Below are 18,954 nucleotides of genomic sequence, written 5' to 3'. Positions count from 1 at the left end.
CGCACTGCCGTGCTCCCCCATCCGGCCGCTTTTCTAGAGCCATGAGCAACGCCAGCAACCCGAGTGGACCACTCGGACGAGGGCACATCGAAGAGGCGGGAGAGGCACATGGCGAAGCAACAGTTCCCAGGCTTGAAGTCTGGCAGCGGTTTGCTCTCGAAGGTGATCGTTGGAGCGCTGGCACTTGCCGTGCTGGTGCTGGTGGTGAAGTACCCGAGCGACGCAGCGTCGTGGGCCCAGGGCGTCGGGAGCGTCGCCGCCGACACGATCGACGGTCTCGTGACCTTCTTTCGCGGCCTCGGAAACTAGTCGTGTTTGCGCAACTGGTGCTCGACCGCACTGAGGCGTACTCGAAGTTCCTCGATCAGCGCAAATGCCTCATCGAGGTTGCGGGCCGGGCGGGACTCGGAGGACTCTCCGGTCGGTTGCCGCACGAAGGTGCCCATCCCCTGCCGAGTGATGATCACCTTCGCGTTCTGCAGTCGCTTGTACGCGGTTTTGACCGTGCCGACCGACACCTCGAACTCGTCGGCGATCTCCTGGTGCGGCGGGAGTTTGGCGCCCACCGGGTAGGTCCCGTCGGCAACGCGAGACTCAATAGCGTCTGCGACCAGCTGGTATGCGGCGCGGGGGTTATCCGGGTCGAAGGCATCCACGCCCGGCAGTCTACGCAGGCAGCCAAGTTAGGCCATTCAGGTGGTAACAGACATGCCTGACTTGCCTATGTATAGCTATGTCTCTAACGTCTCCTATGTCGCACAGAACGCAAGCGGCCCCGGCGGTGCTGGCACACCGGCCGGGGCCTACATCGAAACTTCGGGAGCAACGATGCGGGTTGAGGATAGCCGGATGTTCCGGGTCAAGGAGCTGGCGGAGCTGCTGGATGTGCACCGGTCGACGGTGTACCGGGCGATCGAGTCCGGCCAGCTGGACGCGCTGAAGATCGGCACCGGTAAGGGCGCCCTGCGCATCCCGGGCGCGTCGGTGAACACCTGGCTCAACACCTGTGCTGAGGCTGCGTACAGCCCGGCCGCTGATGACGTGACTGGTGACGATGCGGCGGAGGTGGCGTGATCATGGTGCAGGCACAGCAGGAGACCGGGTATGCCCAGGTCGGCGGGTTGGACACCGAGTTCGTAGCGTCGCACCGGCAGGGCAACGATTCCCCGGCGGTGATGACGTTCGCGCTCGCGGTGCCGGTGTCAGTGGAGGACCTGACCGTGGTGCTGTGGGCGGCCACCAACGGTGATGGCCGTGACGCTGTGCTCGACACGCTGGCCGATGAGGCCTACGTGCGGCGGCTGCTCGCGGAGATGTTGTTCGGCATCGGCGGTGACGGCATCGAAGACGCTCGCCTGGCCCTGGCCGACGCGGCCCCGGGTAGCTGGGACGCGGAGCGCGCCGACCTGGTCCGGCCGGTGGTGAGGCGCCTGATCGCCGCGCAGAACACCGCTCGCCGTGCCCGCCGGGCCCGCACCGCGCGGCAGGTCCCCACCCCGCGCACCGCGCGGGAGGCGTGATGAGCACCGGGTTTGTCACGTGCGTGCACGGGCACCGGGTGGCTCCGGCCGATCCGATCGTCGCCGCGGATGGCACGTCGGTGGATCGGCTGGGGCTGTGGCCGGCCGATGCGGCCGGGCCGTGGGTGCTGACCGTGGACGAGGTCGCGTGCGCGCTCGCGCTCAGCGGTGAGGAGATCGGCCGGTACGGGCTGCTGGCCCATGACGCGGCGGACATGGCCGCCCGGGGTGTGCGGGTATGCGGACGCGGCCCGCTGGCCGCGCTGGCGGCCCGGTGGCGCGAGGGCAACGAGCGCGACGGGCTTCCGCCCGCGGCCAACCCGGCCCGGTGCCGCAAAGCCGCACACGAACTGTGCCGCAAAGCCCACCGCGACCGGACCTGACCCCAGTCCCACCCCCCCGGCCGGCCACCGCAGTTTCCGGCGTTCCGGCCTTCCCCGTGAGTCCTGTCCCGGGCATCTCTGTGCCCTTCATCAGCCCTGGAGGCATTCCGATGGCATCCGCACCTCGTGACCCCTACCGCCGCACCGGGCACATCCCGCCCGTCCCGCTGCCCACGCCGCGCGGCGAGCTGCGCGAAGACCTGTCGCTGATCGTCACCGACGGCACCCGCTTCTACGTGCCGGTGTTCGACGTCGACCCGGCCACTGGCCGTGCCGAGTTCCTCGGTATCGCCCTCTACGAACCCACCGACCCGGAAGGACGCGCCGCGCTCGCGGAGACCGTCGCCCAGGCCCGTTGCGACGGGACCGACACGGTTCCCGTCCCGTTCCCGGTCCACGCCGACGTGGACCCGGACGGGTGCCCGGCCCCGGTCCCCCGGCCCCGGACCGGGGCCTGAGTCCGATGGACCCGAGCTGGACCGGACCGGTCCCGACACCCCTCGGGACCAGCAGGAGTCCACGCCGCACCGCACTGCCCAGCACGACCCGGGAGGTTGCACCGTGAACACCCCAGACGCCTCCGGGCGCCGCCTGCGCGCCGTCACCGCTGCGCCCACCCAGCCCAGCACCACGACCGCGCCCAGTACCACGACCCCGGCCGGGACGGACCCGGCCGCCGCCGAAGCGGCCACGGTCGCCGAGATCAGCCGCGCCCGCTCCGCCCTCCCGGCCCTGGACCCGGTCGTGTTCGACTGCTACCTCGGCGGCCTGGTCCACGCGGTGGCCGACTACACCGAAGGCGACCCGGTGAACGTGCTCGCGTCCCTGCTGTGTCTGTGCGGGGTCCACCTCGGGCAGGGCCCGCACGTGCGGGCCGGGGACGACTTCCACCCGCTGCTGGTCTGGCCGCTGGTGATCGGGCGGACCAACTCCGGGCGCAAGGGCGCGGGCTGGTCCAGCGCGAAACGCCTCGCCACCGCCGCCGCACCCGACTTCATGGTCGCCAACGTCCGCTCCGGACTGACCTCCGGCGAAGGCCTGGCCGCGATGTTCACCGACGACCCCGACGAGGCCCCCGACGACGGGGACACGCCCGCGAAGCCGCGCCGGCGGGGCGGTCGGCTCCCGGCCGGGGACCGGCGACTGGTGGTGTTCGAGGCCGAGTGGGCCGGGGTGATGGAACGCATGAAACGCGAGGGCAACAGCCTGTCCGCGACGCTGCGCGCGGCGTGGGAGGGCGGGGACCTGTCCACCATGGCCGTCACGGCGCGGATCGCGCCCGAGTCGCACATCGGGATCCTCGGGCACATCACCCCGGACGAGTTCCGGTCCAAGGTGTCCCGCTCGGACATGGCAGGCGGCACCTACAACCGGTTCCTGCCGCTCATGGTGTCCCGCACCCGATTCCTGCCCGGCGGACAGGGCGCACCGGACGCGATCGTGAAAGGCCTCGGTGCCGAACTGGCCGAACGCCTCGACGCGGCCGGGGAGCTGGACTCGATCGGGTTCACCACGGCCGGAGACGCGCTGTGGCGGCAGCTCTACGTCGAGTTCGGCACCGACACCGGCGACCGGCCCGAAGTCGAGCAGTTCATCTCCCGCGCCGCCCCCTACTGCCTGCGCATCGCCGCCATCCACGCGGCGCTCGACCTGGCCGACGCGATCGACACCCGCCACCTGCTACCCGCCGCCGCATTGGTCCGCTACTCCATCGCCTCTGCCCGCACCGCCCTCACCGACGACCAGGCCGCCGCGAAGCTGCTCGCGTGGATCGCGGCCGCCGGGGTCGACGGGCGCACCCGCAACGAGATCCGGGAGGACTACTGCCACAAGCACAAACGCGCCACCGAAGAGGCCCGCAAGGTGCTGGCCGACCTGATCGACTCCGGTCAGGTCGCGGTCGGCAAACGGCCCGGCAAGGGCCGACCGACAGAGGTGGTGACCGCCGTGGAGATACCGCGCGCGTCCTGACCCCTGCGCGGTAAGCGCGGTAGCGCGGTAACTCGCTGACCAGCACAAACACCCACCGACTTCCCGGACTTACCGCGCAGGGCGCGCGGTAAGTCCGGAAACCCCCACCACAAAACCGCAGGTCACAGCACATACCGCGCTACCGCGCTTACCGCGCACACCCGCAGAGCACACCCGAGACCACCACCGGACCCCGAGTGAGCTCGGACCGGGCCGCGCGACACCCCCAAAACCGGGGGTTTCGAGCACCCCCAGGACCCCGACTCACCCGCCTCACCCAGCTCACCCGAACTCACTTCCGCAGGTCACAGCCCTGAAAACCCAACTCACCCGCGAGTGCGTCAACTCACCCGCCCACCGGCGAACTCACCCCTCAACTCACCCGCAACTCACCCCGGCACAACCGACACCCAACGGCAGGAAGGCAGCCCACGATGACCGCCACCGACGTTCTCGACCGCTACGGCACGGCCGCGCTGCTGCGCTTCGCCAGCCTCATCCTGGTCTTCACCGGGCTGCACCTGACCCGGCTCCCGTTCCTCGCCCTCGCCCACCTCGTCGGCCAGGTCATGACCGCCGTGGACGGCCAACTGGGCACCCCACCCCGGCCCCGCACCGCCCGGCCACGGCACGGAGACCGGTGGGGCGAGGCCATCCCGCACACCCGCCGGCGCGGCCGGGCACGCCCCGGCCACCGCCCGGATTACAGCGCCGCGCACTACCCCGGACCCCGCAATCCGAGGGTCCCGCGGCCCGATCCGGCGGCGCCGTAATCCCGTACTTCCGTAATTTTCCGCAGGTCAGCGGCCAGAACCGGGCCGTAACCCGCCGAATGACGAACGTAATCCGCCTCGGCGGCCGTAATCCAGCCCGTAACCAGCGGGTTAGCCCAGCGGCCGACCCCCGCGCGGACCCGCAGTTCCGGCCACCTACGACCGGCAACCTAACCCCGATCCGAACCTCACCCGCCTAACTTCCCGCAGGTCAACACCCAGATCCGGCACCTAACCCGACGGGTTACGGAACTAACCCGCGCCAGCAGTCCCTAACCCCGGCCCCTCACCCGCCCGGACAGCACAACGGCCCGCGCCACAAGGGAGGAGGGCACGGGCCGTCGCACCACCCACGCTACCCGCCGCCCATCACCGCCCGAACCCCAGAAGGAGGCTCCGCCCATGACCCGCGCGTCGACCACCGCCCGCCTCACCGACCGCAGCGCCGTCCGGCTGCACCGGTGGGCCGGCCACGCCATCGCACGGCTCGAGCGCATCATCACCCGGCTCGACCACGCCGCCGCACACGTCGCCACCCCCAGTGGATCCCTCAGTGGATCGCCAGTGGATCGACGCGCGGCCAGTGGATCCCCACTGACCACCCACTTACCCGCATCCACTGGACCCGACCAGGCCAAACCCGGGCCCAGTGGATCAGTGGACACCCCCACCACAACCGCTGAAACAGCGCCGTAGACCGCCACCAACCGAGCAGGCACCAACCCACTCACTGCCCACCCCCCACCTGCCAGCACTCCCAACCCAACCCACTCACCAACGCTGGCAGGAGGGGGCAGCCGACCCAGCGACCGAGCCCGGAACCCGGCCGGCCACCCCAGGAAGGACCCACCCATGACCGCACGCGCGCTCCGCTTCCCGTCCCGTGCCACCGCCGACACCGGGCCGAGCCAGGACCAGCCCTACACCGGCCCCACACCTGAAATCGACCCCTACGCCACCACCTACACCATCACCCAAGCCGCCTACCTCATCAGCGTCTCCACCGAACAAACCCGCCAGTGGGCCGAAAACGGCACCATCCCCGCCATCCACACCGACAACGGCTGGGAAATCCCCCGCACCCGCTTAACCGACTGGATCGGCAACCTCCCCGAAGCCTGAATCCGCCGAGTATGGAGGTGAAAGTCATGCACGCCGCCAATTCCGATACGTACACGCTCTTCTCCATTGAAGCTGCCGCACAACGACTCAGCATCGGCCGCACCACAATGTACGGCCTGATCCGGGCAGGTGACATCGAAACCATCCGAATCGGACGTCTTCGGCGGGTGTCAGCTTCGGCAATCGCCGAATACATCGCCAAGATCACCGCTGCGCAGACGGCAGCCTGACCTACCGAAAGGGGGCATGACATGCCACGGAAAAAGCGAGAAGAAGGCACCCGCGCACCGAACGGCGCGAGCTCGATTTACCTCGGCAAGGACGGAAAGTGGCACGGCCGGGTCACCATGGGGATTCGCGACGACGGCAAGCCGGACCGGCGCCACGTCGAACGCAAAACCGAACCGGAGGTTATCGAGGCCGTACGCGCGCTCGAAAAACAGCGCGACTCGGGCAAGGTCAAAAAGGCCGGGCGCTCGTGGACGGTCGAGAAATGGCTGACGCATTGGCTCAACAACATCGCGCTTCCGTCGGTTCGCTATAAGGCGGGCAATGCGTACCGCACCGCCGTGAATAGGCACCTCATTCCGAATCTCGGAGCCCATCGCGTTGACAAGATCGAGCCCGAGCACTTCGAAAAGCTGTACGCGAAGATGCTCAAAGCCGGGCTCAAGTCGGCGACAGCGCATCAGGTGCATCGCACGGCGCGGACCGCATTCGGCGAGGCGTGGCGTCGAGGACACATCGTGCGGAACCCGGTGGAACTCGCGAAGCCGCCTCGCGTCGAGGAAACGGAGATCGAGCCGTTCGCGGCCAACGAGATCGGCCGCCTTCTGGTGGCCGCGCTCTCGCGGCGAAACGGTGCCCGGTTCGTGCTTGCCCTCGCGCTCGGTACCAGGCAAGGGGAAACCATCGGGCTGAAGTGGTCACGGCTCGACCGGGAAAACCGAGCGCTGCGGATCGCGAAACAGCTGCAACGTCAGACCTGGCAGCACGGCTGCGACAACCCGCACAAGTGCGGAGCGAAGTACCACAAAGTGAAGTCGTGTCCGGAGGACTGCAAACGTCATCGCCGGAAGCCGTGCCCACCGCCGTGCCCACCGGACTGCACGAGTCATGCACGGTGGTGTCCGCAGCGTCACGGTGGCGGGTTGGTCGAAGTCGAGGTGAAGTCATCGGCCGGCCGCCGTGGGATCGTGCTGCCGGACCGGCTCTACGAGCTGCTGATCACGCACGAGGAACAGCAGGCCAAGGAGCGGGAGCACGCTGGGTCCGAGTGGTGCGAGGGCGGGTGGATGTTCACTCAGCCGACCGGGAAGCCGCTCGACCCACGTCGGGACCTGGACGACTGGAAGGCGCTGTTGGAAGAGGCCGGTGTCCGGGAGGCCCGGTTGCACGACGCGCGGCACACCGCGGCCACCGTGCTGCTGGTACTCGGGGTGCCGGAGCGGGCCGTGATGGAGTTCATGGGCTGGTCGAATGGAGCGATGGCGAAGCGGTATCAGCACATGACCGGCGGGCTCCGGCGGGACATCGCCGACCAGCTGAACGCGTACTTGTGGAAGCCCGAGCGCAAGGGCAAGGGCAAGAAACAGAAGGGCCGCAAGAAGGGCAATCGAGACGGAGACTGAGACGGAGCACGAACGAAACAGGCCCCGCCGGGGGTTGGCGGGGCCTGTTTTCGCAGGTAGATGGCTGTGGCCAGGGCCGGGGTCGAACCGGCGACCTTCCGCTTTTCAGGCGGACGCTCGTACCAACTGAGCTACCTGGCCGGGAACGCCGGCAAGGAGCCGAACGATCTTGCGACCCTGACGGGACTCGAACCCGCGACCTTCGCCGTGACAGGGCGACGCGCTAACCAACTGCGCCACAGGGCCAAACTTGGTACTGCGTACTCCCAACGGGATTCGAACCCGCGTTGCCGCCTTGAAAGGGCGGAGTCCTAGGCCACTGAACGATGGGAGCCCGGTCAGGTTTCGGCTAACCGGCCGACCGCGCTCTCAGGGTTCCCCTGGGAGCGATTACCAGCATAGGGCACGTCCACCCCGCCACACACCGGGGGTTCCTTAACTCTCCCGCACGTCCCGGACCTGCGACAACGATCTCCGCGAAGTCCCGGCAACCCGGCGTCGGCCAAAACGGCACCGGACGGCACCGACGGCCGGAGCGACCAACGACGTCGACCCGGCACGGCCAGTCCCACTCCCGACCCAGCCGTCCGTCCTGCCCCAGGGAACCCGCCTCGGCGACCGCGGACGCCGAGGCGCACAGCTCGGACCGACTACGGCCGGCGCGGTCAACGCTGGACCGGCGCCTGCCCGTCGTCGTCCTGGGACAGGCCCAGCATGTCCAGCAGGTTGGCACAGTCCTCGGCGTCCAGTGCTCCGTGCGCGACTGCCAGACGGGCGCGCCGCACCTGGTCGTCGGAGACGCGCTGGCCGTCCGACGAGCCACGTTGCGCCGGCACTCCGCCGGACAGCGATGTACTTCCTCCGTCGGCACCTTCGTACCGAAGGAGGAACTGACGAACTTCGACCGATCCGCTCATGGCTCCTCCACCGGTTCGCAACAACTGGGCGCGAGGTTAATCAGCGGCAAGCCGGACCGGCAGCCCCCCGGAGAGTGAACCTGGGGCCACTCTCCGCAGCTTCGCCTCGGTATTCCCGGCTACCCCGGCACAACGGATTTTCTTCGCTCCCCCTCGCCGAACCCCGCAACTCGTGCAAGAATCGGAGGCGCTGACACACCCCCGGTCAGCGCCTGTGGAGATCCCCTCCGACCCCCGCGTTCCTCCCCCTGGCGCGGGGGTCTCTCCATTTCTGCACCCGTCGCCACCTGCGGATGTTCGCCTTGACCGATAGTGGTGGAATGCGTTCGCGTACTGGGCTGATCAGGTGATCGAATAGGCTTAACGGGCAGCGAAATAGCTGTGTTGTGGCTCACAGTGGTTTGTTTGCCGAGACCGAACCGTTATCGTGTCTGCGTGCCCCTACCCTCCCTAGGCCGCCTGAGCAGCCGTACGAACCTCAAGGCCGTCTCGACCGGACGGCACCGCACCGTCGCCAGGACTCCCGAAGACGAGATCGTCGAGGACAAAGAGCTCACCAGCTACCTCGCCGCACTCGCCCCGGACGCCGACCCGGAGAGCACCGGGACCGGCGGCCGCTTCGGCGAGGCGCAGGTTTACCAGCTGCGCCTGAACCTGATCGCGAGCCAGCAGCTCAAGGACCTCGCGAACGAGCGCGACCTGTCCCCGCAGGCCCTCGCGCAGGAGTGGCTGCTGGAACGCCTCTCGTGGGAGGGCCAGGCCGCCTCGGCCCAGGACCGCCGCGAGTCCGACGCACACACCCAGGAACTGACCTTCCCCCCGGACACGTTCGACCAGCCCCTGGTCGGCCGCTGACCGATCCCCCGAACGAAAACCCCCGGCTTCCCCCGACGGCCGGGGGTTTTCTTTTGCCCACCTGCGCCGGAGACCCGACGGCGGGCCGGCCCGAGAAGGCACCGGAACGGCGTCGCACGCCGAGCAGACGCGACCGCTGCCGGTGACCACGGATGGACCAACCCGGCAAGCACCGACCAGTCCCGCGACCACGGACGGCAATCATCCGGCCGGGCGAGCGCAAACTGCGATCACCGGGGGACCGCGGGAGCAGCCAACCCCGCCGCGGCCATCCAGCCCGCCCCTGACGAATCCCGCCCGGTCGTCCCGAGCCGCGCACGCTCCGCGTACAAGACACGGACCGACCGGAAACCCGCCTGTCCGGCAGCAGCCGCGGCGCGAGCGCCGGACCGACCCGGACACAGGAAGAGGCCCCGGCGAACGAGTCGCCGGGGCCTCTTCACTCAGGCCTGAGAAAACGCGCAGGGCCTGTCTCAGATCGCGCGGACCTTCTGGGCCTGGGGACCTTTCTGCCCCTGACCGACTTCGAACTCCACTCGCTGATTCTCCTCGAGGGTGCGGAAACCACGACCCTCGATCTCCGAGTAGTGCACGAAAACGTCGCCTTCTCCGCCGTCCTGCGCGATGAAGCCGAAGCCCTTCTCCGCGTTGAACCACTTCACAGTGCCTTGCGCCACCGCTGTACTCCTCGTAACAGATCCGCTTCGAATGCCCCCGGAGCGGCACCCCGGCCGTCCCGGGCGGTTCCAACGAGTCGAGCGAAGAGCTATACGGCCCCACGGCTCGCGTCAGAAGTTCCGCGAGTGTGAAGCCACGAACACGCAAAACGACGGCCTGCTGCGCAGCCTACCGGGATCTGGCCAAATCTGAACCCCGTTGATCGACGCGATCGGTTCCGCCTGCCGCACGTCACCGGAACGTCGTATCGCTGCCTACGCTATGCAGTCAGTCCCGCGGGATACGCTGGTCCAGTGCGTCCAGCGCGAGTCCGCTGTGCACGGGGTGCGATCGGACGAGCCGGATCCGTCAGGGTCACCGTCAGCGATGTGATGCTGGTCACTAGCCAACCGGTCAACGCCGCGCCGGTACGGGACGTCTGGATGATCGGGGAATCCAGGGGAGATTGGGGATCAGGGTGACTTTTCGACACTTGGCCCGTCGCCGGGCCGGCGTCGCGGTGCTGGGCGTGGTCGCGGCGCTCACGCTCGGTGCGTGCAGCAGCGAGCCGACCGTCAATGCGAGTGGGACCGACGGTGGCGGGCCTACCGCCGAGGAACCGGCCGCCAAGCCGCCGACCGTCTCGTTCACCCCGGCAGCCGGGGCCAAGGACGTCGCACCGGGTGACCCGGCGAAGGTGTCGGTCGCGGACGGAACGCTGTCCTCGGTCACGCTGACCAACCCGGACGGCAAGCAGGTCAAGGGGCAGCCGTCGGCGGACAAGAAGACCTGGAGCACCAGCGAGGACCTCGGTTACGGCAAGACCTACACCTGGTCCGGCCAGGCCACCGGCGCGGACGGCAAGCAGGTGCCGGTCGGCGGATCGTTCAGCACCGTCAAGCCGAGCCGGCAGGTGACCGGCAGCCTCAACGTGGGAGACGGGCAGACCTACGGCATCGCGATGCCGATCGCACTCAGCTTCCCCAGCGCGGTGAAGGACAAGGCCGCGGTGGAGCGGGCGCTGTCGGTGAAGACCGAGCCGAAGACCGAGGGCTCGTGGGCCTGGCTCGACGGCGACACCTCGGTGCACTGGCGGCCGAAGGAGTACTTCGAGCCCGGCACCAAGGTCACCGTCGACGCGCAGCTCTACGGCGCCTCGATGGGCGGCGGTTCCTACGGGCGCCAGGACGTGTCCGCGAGCTTCACCATCGGCCGTTCCCAGATCGTGAAGGGCAACACCAAGGACCACACCATGCAGGTGGTCCGCGACGGGAAGGAGATCATGGACTTCCCGGTCAGCTACGGCCTCGACTCCGATCCGGGCCGGGTCACCCACAGCGGGGTGCACGTGGTGATGTCCAAGCACTCCACCTACTCGATGAGCAATCCGCGCTACCACTACACCGACGTGAACGTGCCGTGGGCGGTGCGCATCTCCAACAACGGGGAGTTCATCCACGGCCTTGCCGGTTCGGTGTGGGCGCAGGGCAAGAAGAACATCTCGCACGGCTGTCTGAACCTCTCGCCTGCCAATGCGAAGCGGTACTACGACAGCGTGCTGCCCGGCGATCCGGTGGAGATCACCGGCAGCACCCAGAAACTGTCCTCGAAGGACGGCGACTACAACGACTGGACCTACGACTGGACCGCGTGGAGCAAACTTTCCGCGCTGGCCGGCTGACGACGTATCCGCAGGACCGATACGGCCGGGAGACCCGATGGGCTCCCGGCCGTATCGGCATCCGGGAAAATCCGATGCAACCCGGTGGCTGCCCGACCGCATGACCAACGCAGAGAAGCGCCGCCGATCCCGGACGGCGCTCAGCAACGAGGAGGAAGTTGTGCGTATTCGCTTCGCCCTTGGCATCGGTGCCCTGCTGCTGGCCGGTGGTGCGGTGACCGGTGGGGCAGTCGCCTTCGCCGCACCGGACGCGCCGCCGACCACGCAGGCCCCCGCGGGCGCGCCGGCGCAGTCGCCCACCGACGCGCCCCCGGCACCGTCCCGCACCGGCACACCGCCGGCGCAGGCACCCACTGACGCACCGTCGGCTCGTCCGTCCGAGCCCGGCCGCCAGGCGCCCGCGCCGCGGTCGAACGGCAATCGGGTGCCGAGTGCGGTGCCCGCCGGCCCGACCGGCGATCTGCACCTGCCGGCCGTCTGGGGCTGATCGCCAGGTGGTTTCGCGCTCTCGTCCGAGGTCCGGGCAGGGCTCGCCGTGGGACGGCGAGTTCGCCCGGTACTTCGGCGAGCGCGCGCACAGCCTGCGGGCCACCGCCTACCTGCTGTGCGGGGACTGGCACCGCGCCGAGGACCTCACCCAGTCAGCGCTGCTCAAGCTGTACCTCGCGTGGCCACGGCTGGCCCGCCACGACGCGCTCGACGCCTACGCCCGCAAGGTGGTGCTGCGCACCTTCCTCGCGGAGAATCGGCGCAGCCGGTGGAAACGGGAGCGGCTCACCGACGCCCCACCCGAGGTCGCGGCACCCGCGGCCGCGGACGAACCCGATCCACTGATCAGCCGTGCGCTGTCCGTGCTGGCTCCGCGGCAGCGCGCCGTGCTCGTGCTGCGGTATTTCGAGGACCTGTCCGTCGAGGAGACGGCGGAGGCGCTCGGCTGCAGCACCGGCACGGTGAAAAGCCAGGCCGCACGAGGCCTGGCGACCTTGCGCACCCGGCTCGGCCCGCACCTCGGTGCGTTACCCGTTCCCGAAGGGAGGTGACGAGATGGATCCCGATGACGACATCCGCGCGCTGTTCTCCCAGGCCCCGGACGGCCCTCCACTGGAACTGGACCCGGATGACGTGATCGCCCGCGGCTCGGTCGTGCGACGACGGCGCAAGCGCTGGGCGGTCGCAGGCAGCTCGGCGGCGACGGTCGCGGTGCTCGTGGTGGCCGGTCTCGCGGTCGGCCACCGCGGTGGCCCGCCTCCCCCGGTCGAACCGGCCGGACCCGGTCTCGCCACCGTCTCGTCCAGCCCGGCTCCGCATCCGCCGAACCAACGGCCGAGCACCGCAACACCGTCGGATGCCCCGCGTTCGCCGGCGTCCCAGCGCGGCACTTCCGCGGTCCCGCCGCCGCGGGTCTCCCAGAGCAGAACGGCAGGCCCCCCGCGCGAGACACCCTCGACGACGACCCAGCGAACGCCCGAACCGCCGCGTGGGAAAGGCAATCCGACGCCGACGACGGCGCCCGGCTGAGTTACCCCCGCCACACCCACTCGGACCAGCGGAAACCCGCCGTTACCCAGAAACTGCACCGGCCGAAACGTGCCGGTAACAAGAGTGGCTGACGTCACCCGTTCAAGTGGGATTTCGGCGAAATATCCCGGGCTCTCAGTGCGATGTTCCCAGTGGCGGTCGCGGTGACCGCCGAAACCGATCGCTCAGCCGGCACAGTACTGGCCGGCCCGAGAACTCGAGGAGGAAGCACCATGGTGCTCGTTGCACTGATGATCGAAACCGTTGTTGCCGTCGTGGTCGCCGGTGGCCTGGCTGCGTGGGCCCGCAAGCGCTTCACTCCTCGCCCGGTCGAGGCGGCCGAAGCCCGCTGACCCGGGGTCCCGGCAGGTTCGGCGACCCGCAACGGAACCGCCCCCGTCCACAGTGGACAGGGGCGGTTTTTCCGTGCCGGGTACGGGAGCTCACTTCGTGGCGGCGAGCTTCCCTCCGCTGTCGGCGGTGTCGATCTGCTCGATCGGCACCTTCGACGTCTCCGGGATCTTGATGATCGGGACCAACGCGATGAGTGCGGCCACGATCAGGTAGTACGCCGGCCAGTCCGCGTTGCCGGTGCTGTCGATCAAGGCCGTGACGACCACCCCGCAGGTACCGCCGAACAGCGACGTCGAGATGTTGTACCCGATCGCGAACGAGCCGTAGCGCACGCGCGTCGGGAACATCGCCGGGAACGTCGAGCCGATCACCGCGAGCATCAGCGCCAGCAGGATCGCCACGACCAGGAAGCCGATGATCAGCCACGCCAGGCTGCCGGTCTGCATCAGCTTGATACTGGGCCAGCTCAGCACGATGAACCCGATCGCCGCGGTGAGCAACAAGGGTTTCCGGCCGATCCGGTCGGACAGCGCGCCCAGCGGGATCAGCAGCGCGAACTGCACCAGTTCCACGCCGATGATGATCAAACTGGACTCGGTGTCGCCGATGTGCAGTGTGTCGGTGAAGTACGACGGCATCGTGGTCAACAGCATGTAGTCCGCGATGTTCACCAGCAGCACGATCCCGATCAGGTTCAGGATCATCCGCCAGTTGCGTTGCAGGGTCTCTCGCAGCGGTGCCTTCTTCGCCTTCTCGCCTGCCGCCTCGAGCCGCCGGAACTCCGGGGTGTCCTCGAGCTTCGACCGCAGGTAGAGCCCGACCGCACCGATCGGCAGCGCGATGAAGAACGGGATCCGCCAGCCCCAGCTGTCGAACTGCTCGCTCGAGAGCGACAGCGAGGTGATCAGCACCACCGAGTTGCCGAGCACGTAGCCGGCCAGCGTGCCCATCTCCAGGAACGAACCGAAGAAGCCCCGGCGTTTGGTCGGTGCGTACTCGGCGATGAAGGTGGCCGCGCCGCCGTACTCCCCACCGGTGGAGAAGCCCTGGATCAGCCGCAGCAGCAGGATCGCGATCGGCGCCGCGATACCCATGCTGTAGCCACCGGAGTAGGTCGGCAGCACACCGACCAGGAAGGTGCAGCCGGACATCAGCAGAATGGTGAGCGCAAGAACCCGCTGCCTGCCGAGTTTGTCCCCCAGTGGACCGAAGAACGCTCCGCCGAACGGCCGCACGATGAAACCGACCGCCAGCAGGGCGAGCGATTTCAGCACCGCGTTGCCCTCACCGGGGAAGAACACCGTGCCGATGGTCGCGGAGATCGCCCCGGACGTGAAAACGCCGTAGTCGTACCACTCGGTAGCGTTACCCATCGCGGACGCGATTACAGCGCGTTTGACGGTCCTTTGATCGACCTCGGGTTTCCCCGTCGTTGTGTCACTCATCCCCGCGGCGACCTCCTCGTACGCGTCCAATGAATCGGGTAGAGCTCATCCGCCCAGTCTTGTCCTCTGGAGATTAATCGGCAGAACGAGCCGGAAACTTCTACCGTACGGAATTCACCGACTACTGTGTGCTGAGGAAATCGGCCGTCCCAGGTCAGGGTGGCTCCCCCGGGGTCCTTCCCGCGGGTTAACGTCCCTCTCATGAGTCGTGTTTCCCCACCGTGGCCGCCGGTCGACGTCGAACCGCCTGCCGTCCATCCGAAGGCCCCCTCCCCCGGCACCGAACTGGGCGTGCACTTCGACGAGTGCTTCGGCTGCGGGGACGACATCGAGGCGGGGCTGCACCTGCGTTCGACGATCGGCGAAGAGCACACGGTGCACTCGAAGTTCACCGTCACCCCGGCTCACCAGGGCGCGCCCGGCCTCGCCCACGGCGGGCTGCTGGCCTGCGCGTTCGACGAGGCACTCGGCTCGACGGTGGGGAACCTGCTGCGCCGTCCTGCGGTGACCGGCAAGCTGGAGACCGACTTCCGCCGTCCGGTACCGGTGGGCTCGACGCTGTACATCGAGGCTCGGCTCGACGGCACGGCCGGACGCAAGATCTACGTGAGCGCGGACGGCAGGCTCGACGCACCGGACGGGCCGGTCGCGGTGCGCGCACGCGGCCTGTTCGTCGAGGTCGGGTTCGAGCACTTCAGCACGCACGGCGATCCGCAGGCGATGGAGAAGCTCGCCGAGGCGCAACGGAACAACCGTCGCACCCGCGGCGAGGAATGGGAGATCAACCCCTGACGGCTCAGGTGAACGTGCGCGGGCGGATCGCGTTGGCCCGGTCGACCAGTGCCACGCGGTCGGCCGCGGTGCCGGCGAGCCGGGCCAGCGCGCGGTAACAGCGCTCCAGCCCGAATCGCACGTCGCGTTCCTCCAGCGCGCAACCGAGCACCTTCGAGGACGACGTGGACTTCGGCTGCCCTGGCACCTGCAGCCACTCGTAGGCGGCTTCGAGCACCTCGGCGCTGAGCCGGGTGTGCCGTTCGGCGTCGAGGTTGAGGCGTTCCAGCCGGCCGGACGCGTCCACCAGATCGCCCTCGGTGACCTGCGCCTGTTCGGTGCCGGCGCCCTGCGCACGGGCCTTGATCTTGATCGCGGCGACCTGCGCGTCGACGTAGTGCGTCGACGTCGCGGGCACTCCCTCCAGCACCTCCACCGCGCTCGCCCGCGCGCCTTGGGCCAGGTACACGCGGGCGAGGCCGAAGGCCGCGCTCACGTACGTGGGGTCGGTACGCCACACCAGCTCGTAGAACCTCGCGGCGCCGAAGTAGTCGCCGACGCCCTCCGCGCTCACCGCGAGTGCGAGCTTCGGCGCGATCTCGCCGGGCAGATCGTCGTAGACCGCGTCGAACGCCACGTGCGCGACCCGCGGCCTGCCGCCGGCCAGCTCGATCAGGCCGCGGTACCAGTCGATGCGCCAGTCGTGCGGGAAGCCGTGCCGGATCGCGAGGTACTGCGCGGCCTGCAGCTGGCGTTGCGCCTCCACGAACTCGCCGAGTTCGATCCGGGCACGCACGATCCGCAGCCGCACCTCGATCGACTCCCGCGGTGCCCCGGCCAGCGCCTCGATCGCCTCACGCGGGTCGAGCGCAGTGGTCGTGGCCAGCACCCCCGCCGCCGGGTCGTCGGTGTCCACCTGCGGGATGGGCAGCCCGGCGACCACCTCGGCGGCCTCGGGCAGCGGCACGCTCTCGCCGTGCTCCGGCACCACGAGGTGCACGCCGAAAGTACGGCTCTCCGGCCCGAACACGGTCGACGCGGCCGGGCGCGCGGCCCCGGTGCCCAGCGCCATGATCTCGCGCAGCACCCCGGTCAGCTGGTCGGCCATCTCGTCGGCGGCGATGAACCGACGGTCCGGGTCGGCGTGCGTGGCGCGCTTGAGGAAGCGGTAGTACGAACCGAACAACGCGAACAGCGGCACCGCGTCCGGACCGGGCAGCGAATTCTTGTACTTCGTGGTGTAGCCGGAGAATTCGAAGCTCAGCACGGCAAGGGTGCGACCGACCGTGTAGAGGTCCGACGAGATGGTGGCGCCCTGCTTGGCCAGTTCGGGCGCGCTGTAGCCGCTGGTGAAGAAGAGCGGGCTCTCGTAGTCGTCGACCCGCCGCACCGCGCCGAGGTCGATCAGCTTGAGCTGTTCGCGGGTCTGGATCACGTTGTCCGGCTTGAGGTCGCAGTACAACAGACCCTGGCTGTGCAGGTAGCCGAGCGCGGGCAGGATCTCCAGGCCGTAGGCGATCACCTGGCCGATCGGCAGCGGTTCCGGGCGCTTGCTCTCGCGGTGGTGCTGGAGCGCGAGCTGCCGCAGCGACTGGCCGCCGACGTACTCCATCACGATGTAACCCACGGAGTTGCCGGTCTGCGGGTCCGGATGCTGCACGAAGTTGTGGATCTTGACGATGTTCGGGTGTTCCACCTCGGCGAGGAACCGCTGCTCGTTGGCGGCGGCGGCCATCGCGGTGGAGTCCCCGGTGTCGATCAGGCCCTTGAGCACGACCCAGCGGTCGGACACGTTGTGGTCCTGGGCGAGGTAGATCCAGCCGAGCCCGCCGTAGGCGAGTGCGCCGAGCACCTCGTACTGGCCACCGACGAGCTCGTTCGGCTGCAGTTTCGGCAGGAACGAGAAGTGGGTACCGCACTTTTCGCAGGTGCCCTCGGGTTCACCGCGCTGCCCGTCCTTGCTGCGGCCGACCTTCGCCCCGCAGTTGCCGCAGTACCGCTTCTCCTCGGAGACGACGGGGTTCGCGAGCACCGCGGTCGACGGATCGCGATACGGCACCGGCGGCACCTCGATGAGACCCGCACCGAGCCGTCCTCGCCGGGAACGCCGTGAGCCGGTGCGCCGCGACGTGCCGGAGCGTCCGGTGCCGGTACCCGTGCCCGTGCCGGTGCTCCCGGAACCGGTTCCGCTGCCGGTGCCACGGCTGCCCGATCCAGTACCACGGCCCTCACTGCCACGGCCCTCACTGCCACGGCCTTCGCTGCCACGGCCTTCGCTGCCGCCGGCGGCGACGACGCTGTCGGTGCCCGGATCGGGCAGCGCCGCCCCTTCCCCTTCGGCCGGCTCCACCCGGGGTGTCGGCGGCATGATGCTCTGGGTCGCGGGCGCGGGGTTGGCAAGCACGCTCGTCGGCATCGGCGCGGCCGGATTGACCGGCGCGACCGGCTGCTGGGACTGCGGCAGGATCACCGGCGCCAGATCACCCGGCGGCCGGGTGGGATCCTCGGCCCCGCGCACGGCCGACTCGGCCTGCCCGGAACCCCCGGACACCGGCCGGCTCGGCGACGCGCCCCCGGAACCGGTTTCGGCGCCCGGCCTGCCCGCGTCCTGCTGTCCACCGGCCACTTCGGACGCAGACCGTTCCCCGGCCCGCCCCGGCACCTGCGGACGACCGGCCGAACCTGACCGCGAAGCAGGCTGTCCCTGCCCCGGCTGGCCCGCTTGTCCCGGCGGATACGGCCTGCCCTGCCCCGCACGCGGATACGGCTGCCCGGCAGAGGAAGGGTGCGGCTGCTGGCCTGGAGCGCCCGGCTGACCCTGCGCATTGGAAGGCTGCGGGCCTTGCGTACCGGAGGGCGGCTGGCCTGGAGCACCCGGCTGGCTTTGGGCACCCGGGTGCGGCTGGCCCTGCGTACCTGGGCGTTGCTGCCCTTGGCCTCCGGAAGGCGGCTGGCCCTGCGGTCCCGGGCGCTGCTGCCCTTGGCCTCCGCCCGGCGGCTGTCCCTGGGAACCCGGATACGACTGACCCTGGCCACCGGCGGGTGGCTGTCCCTGCGTCCCCGGGTACGGCTGGCCCTGGGTGCCCGGACCGGGCCGGCCGGGGGCGCCCTGCGGACGACCGGGGCTGCCCGGCTGGGGCCTGCCGGCCGGCGGGGTCCCCGGTCCGGGCGTCCGGCCGGGTGCCCGCGGGGCTTGCCTGCCGTAGGGCTGCTGCGGGCGACCGGACTGCTGCGGACGCTGGATGGGTGCGTTGACCAGCGTCTCGGCGTCCGGGTTCTCCGAGGAGCCGGAGTCGGCATCGGAGTCGAGGCGGCCGGACACCGACGGTTCCGGTGTGTCCCAGCGAACCGGGGGC

General features: G+C 69.5%; 21 protein-coding genes and 3 tRNA genes. 16 read left to right on the top strand and 8 right to left on the bottom strand.

What is annotated here, in order from left to right; all coding sequences use genetic code 11:
* Positions 1-108: 108 nt before the first annotated feature.
* Entirely contained in the window at positions 109-309 is a 201-nt protein-coding gene (locus ABD793_RS19705; RefSeq protein WP_344861975.1) for a hypothetical protein, read from the top strand.
* Here the strand turns inward: ABD793_RS19705 and ABD793_RS19700 are convergent.
* The gene (locus ABD793_RS19700) at positions 306-656 is read right to left on the bottom strand and encodes a GntR family transcriptional regulator (RefSeq protein ID WP_344861973.1); all 351 of its coding nucleotides are present in this window, start codon (positions 654-656) and stop codon (positions 306-308) included. The two genes, ABD793_RS19705 and ABD793_RS19700, sit on opposite strands and share 4 nt — an antisense overlap.
* Positions 657-828: 172 nt before the next feature.
* On the opposite strand from ABD793_RS19700, the gene ABD793_RS19695 reads away from it, so the two are divergent.
* The 9 genes from ABD793_RS19695 to ABD793_RS19655 all read left to right on the top strand — a co-directional run bounded on the left by ABD793_RS19695 (position 829) and on the right by ABD793_RS19655 (position 7,400).
* Positions 829-1,074, top strand: a complete 246-nt coding sequence (locus ABD793_RS19695; protein ID WP_344861972.1) for a helix-turn-helix domain-containing protein — start codon at positions 829-831, stop codon at positions 1,072-1,074.
* A complete protein-coding gene (locus tag ABD793_RS19690) occupies positions 1,071-1,520 on the top strand; it encodes a hypothetical protein (protein WP_344861970.1) in 450 nt (149 codons plus the stop codon). The genes ABD793_RS19695 and ABD793_RS19690 overlap by 4 nt, the downstream gene beginning before the upstream one ends.
* Positions 1,520-1,903 (top strand): hypothetical protein, encoded by a 384-nt coding sequence (locus tag ABD793_RS19685; RefSeq protein WP_344861968.1) that lies wholly within the window; start codon positions 1,520-1,522, stop codon positions 1,901-1,903. The genes ABD793_RS19690 and ABD793_RS19685 overlap by 1 nt, the downstream gene beginning before the upstream one ends.
* Positions 1,904-2,013: 110 nt before the next feature.
* On the top strand, positions 2,014-2,361 hold the full coding sequence (locus ABD793_RS19680; protein ID WP_344861966.1) for a hypothetical protein: 348 nt from the start codon (positions 2,014-2,016) through the stop codon (positions 2,359-2,361).
* Positions 2,362-2,464: 103 nt separating this feature from the next.
* Entirely contained in the window at positions 2,465-3,874 is a 1,410-nt protein-coding gene (locus tag ABD793_RS19675; RefSeq protein ID WP_344861964.1) for a DUF3987 domain-containing protein, read from the top strand.
* Positions 3,875-4,308: 434 nt separating this feature from the next.
* Positions 4,309-4,647 carry a hypothetical protein gene (locus ABD793_RS19670; protein WP_344861961.1) on the top strand — a complete coding sequence of 113 codons (339 nt, stop codon included), beginning with the start codon at positions 4,309-4,311 and terminating at the stop codon, positions 4,645-4,647.
* 852 nt (positions 4,648-5,499) lie between these two features.
* The gene (locus ABD793_RS19665; RefSeq protein WP_344861959.1) at positions 5,500-5,769 is read left to right on the top strand and encodes a MerR family transcriptional regulator; all 270 of its coding nucleotides are present in this window, start codon (positions 5,500-5,502) and stop codon (positions 5,767-5,769) included.
* 26 nt (positions 5,770-5,795) lie between these two features.
* The gene (locus tag ABD793_RS19660; protein WP_344861957.1) at positions 5,796-5,999 is read left to right on the top strand and encodes a helix-turn-helix domain-containing protein; all 204 of its coding nucleotides are present in this window, start codon (positions 5,796-5,798) and stop codon (positions 5,997-5,999) included.
* A 21-nt stretch (positions 6,000-6,020) separates the two neighbouring features.
* Positions 6,021-7,400 (top strand): tyrosine-type recombinase/integrase, encoded by a 1,380-nt coding sequence (locus ABD793_RS19655; protein ID WP_344861955.1) that lies wholly within the window; start codon positions 6,021-6,023, stop codon positions 7,398-7,400.
* A 67-nt stretch (positions 7,401-7,467) separates the two neighbouring features.
* Here the strand turns inward: ABD793_RS19655 and ABD793_RS19650 are convergent.
* From ABD793_RS19650 to ABD793_RS19635, 4 genes are all read right to left on the bottom strand, one after another.
* Positions 7,468-7,541: transfer RNA gene (locus tag ABD793_RS19650), tRNA-Phe, on the bottom strand.
* 31 nt (positions 7,542-7,572) lie between these two features.
* A tRNA-Asp gene (locus ABD793_RS19645) sits at positions 7,573-7,646 on the bottom strand.
* Between the two features lie 15 nt (positions 7,647-7,661).
* Positions 7,662-7,734 (bottom strand) — tRNA-Glu (locus tag ABD793_RS19640).
* A 331-nt stretch (positions 7,735-8,065) separates the two neighbouring features.
* On the bottom strand, positions 8,066-8,317 hold the full coding sequence (locus ABD793_RS19635; RefSeq protein ID WP_344861953.1) for a hypothetical protein: 252 nt from the start codon (positions 8,315-8,317) through the stop codon (positions 8,066-8,068).
* A gap of 435 nt (positions 8,318-8,752) precedes the next feature.
* Here ABD793_RS19635 and ABD793_RS19630 point away from each other — a divergent pair, with 435 nt between their 5' ends.
* The gene (locus ABD793_RS19630) at positions 8,753-9,172 is read left to right on the top strand and encodes a hypothetical protein (RefSeq protein WP_344861951.1); all 420 of its coding nucleotides are present in this window, start codon (positions 8,753-8,755) and stop codon (positions 9,170-9,172) included.
* A 473-nt stretch (positions 9,173-9,645) separates the two neighbouring features.
* On the opposite strand, the gene ABD793_RS19625 is transcribed toward ABD793_RS19630, so the two are convergent.
* Complete coding sequence (locus ABD793_RS19625; protein ID WP_003097368.1) at positions 9,646-9,849, bottom strand: cold-shock protein; 204 nt, start codon at positions 9,847-9,849, stop codon at positions 9,646-9,648.
* A gap of 458 nt (positions 9,850-10,307) precedes the next feature.
* Between ABD793_RS19625 and ABD793_RS19620 the strand changes: the two genes are divergently transcribed.
* The 4 genes from ABD793_RS19620 (at position 10,308) to ABD793_RS19605 (ending at position 13,028) form a co-directional block, all read left to right on the top strand.
* Positions 10,308-11,510 (top strand): L,D-transpeptidase, encoded by a 1,203-nt coding sequence (locus ABD793_RS19620; RefSeq protein WP_344861948.1) that lies wholly within the window; start codon positions 10,308-10,310, stop codon positions 11,508-11,510.
* 160 nt (positions 11,511-11,670) lie between these two features.
* Complete coding sequence (locus ABD793_RS19615) at positions 11,671-11,997, top strand: hypothetical protein (RefSeq protein ID WP_344861946.1); 327 nt, start codon at positions 11,671-11,673, stop codon at positions 11,995-11,997.
* A 7-nt stretch (positions 11,998-12,004) separates the two neighbouring features.
* Positions 12,005-12,550 (top strand): SigE family RNA polymerase sigma factor, encoded by a 546-nt coding sequence (locus tag ABD793_RS19610; protein ID WP_344861944.1) that lies wholly within the window; start codon positions 12,005-12,007, stop codon positions 12,548-12,550.
* A 4-nt stretch (positions 12,551-12,554) separates the two neighbouring features.
* Positions 12,555-13,028, top strand: coding sequence for a RodZ family helix-turn-helix domain-containing protein (locus tag ABD793_RS19605; protein WP_344861942.1), 474 nt, complete (start codon positions 12,555-12,557; stop codon positions 13,026-13,028).
* Between the two features lie 443 nt (positions 13,029-13,471).
* Here ABD793_RS19605 and ABD793_RS19600 read toward each other — a convergent pair whose 3' ends face one another.
* Positions 13,472-14,755: an MFS transporter gene (locus ABD793_RS19600; RefSeq protein ID WP_344861940.1), complete on the bottom strand. Its 1,284-nt coding sequence runs from the start codon at positions 14,753-14,755 to the stop codon at positions 13,472-13,474.
* Positions 14,756-15,028: 273 nt separating this feature from the next.
* Between ABD793_RS19600 and ABD793_RS19595 the strand changes: the two genes are divergently transcribed.
* A complete protein-coding gene (locus ABD793_RS19595; protein WP_344861938.1) occupies positions 15,029-15,619 on the top strand; it encodes a PaaI family thioesterase in 591 nt (196 codons plus the stop codon).
* Between the two features lie 4 nt (positions 15,620-15,623).
* Here the strand turns inward: ABD793_RS19595 and ABD793_RS19590 are convergent, their stop codons facing one another.
* Positions 15,624-18,014 (bottom strand): serine/threonine-protein kinase, encoded by a 2,391-nt coding sequence (locus tag ABD793_RS19590; protein WP_344862478.1) that lies wholly within the window; start codon positions 18,012-18,014, stop codon positions 15,624-15,626.
* Positions 18,015-18,954 lie beyond the last annotated feature (940 nt).

The sequence above is a fragment of the Amycolatopsis ultiminotia genome, from assembly GCF_039536925.1.
Lineage (GTDB): Bacteria > Actinomycetota > Actinomycetes > Mycobacteriales > Pseudonocardiaceae > Amycolatopsis > Amycolatopsis ultiminotia.
Note: the sequence above shows the minus strand (reverse complement) of the source record. Positions and strands in the feature narration are given on the sequence as shown.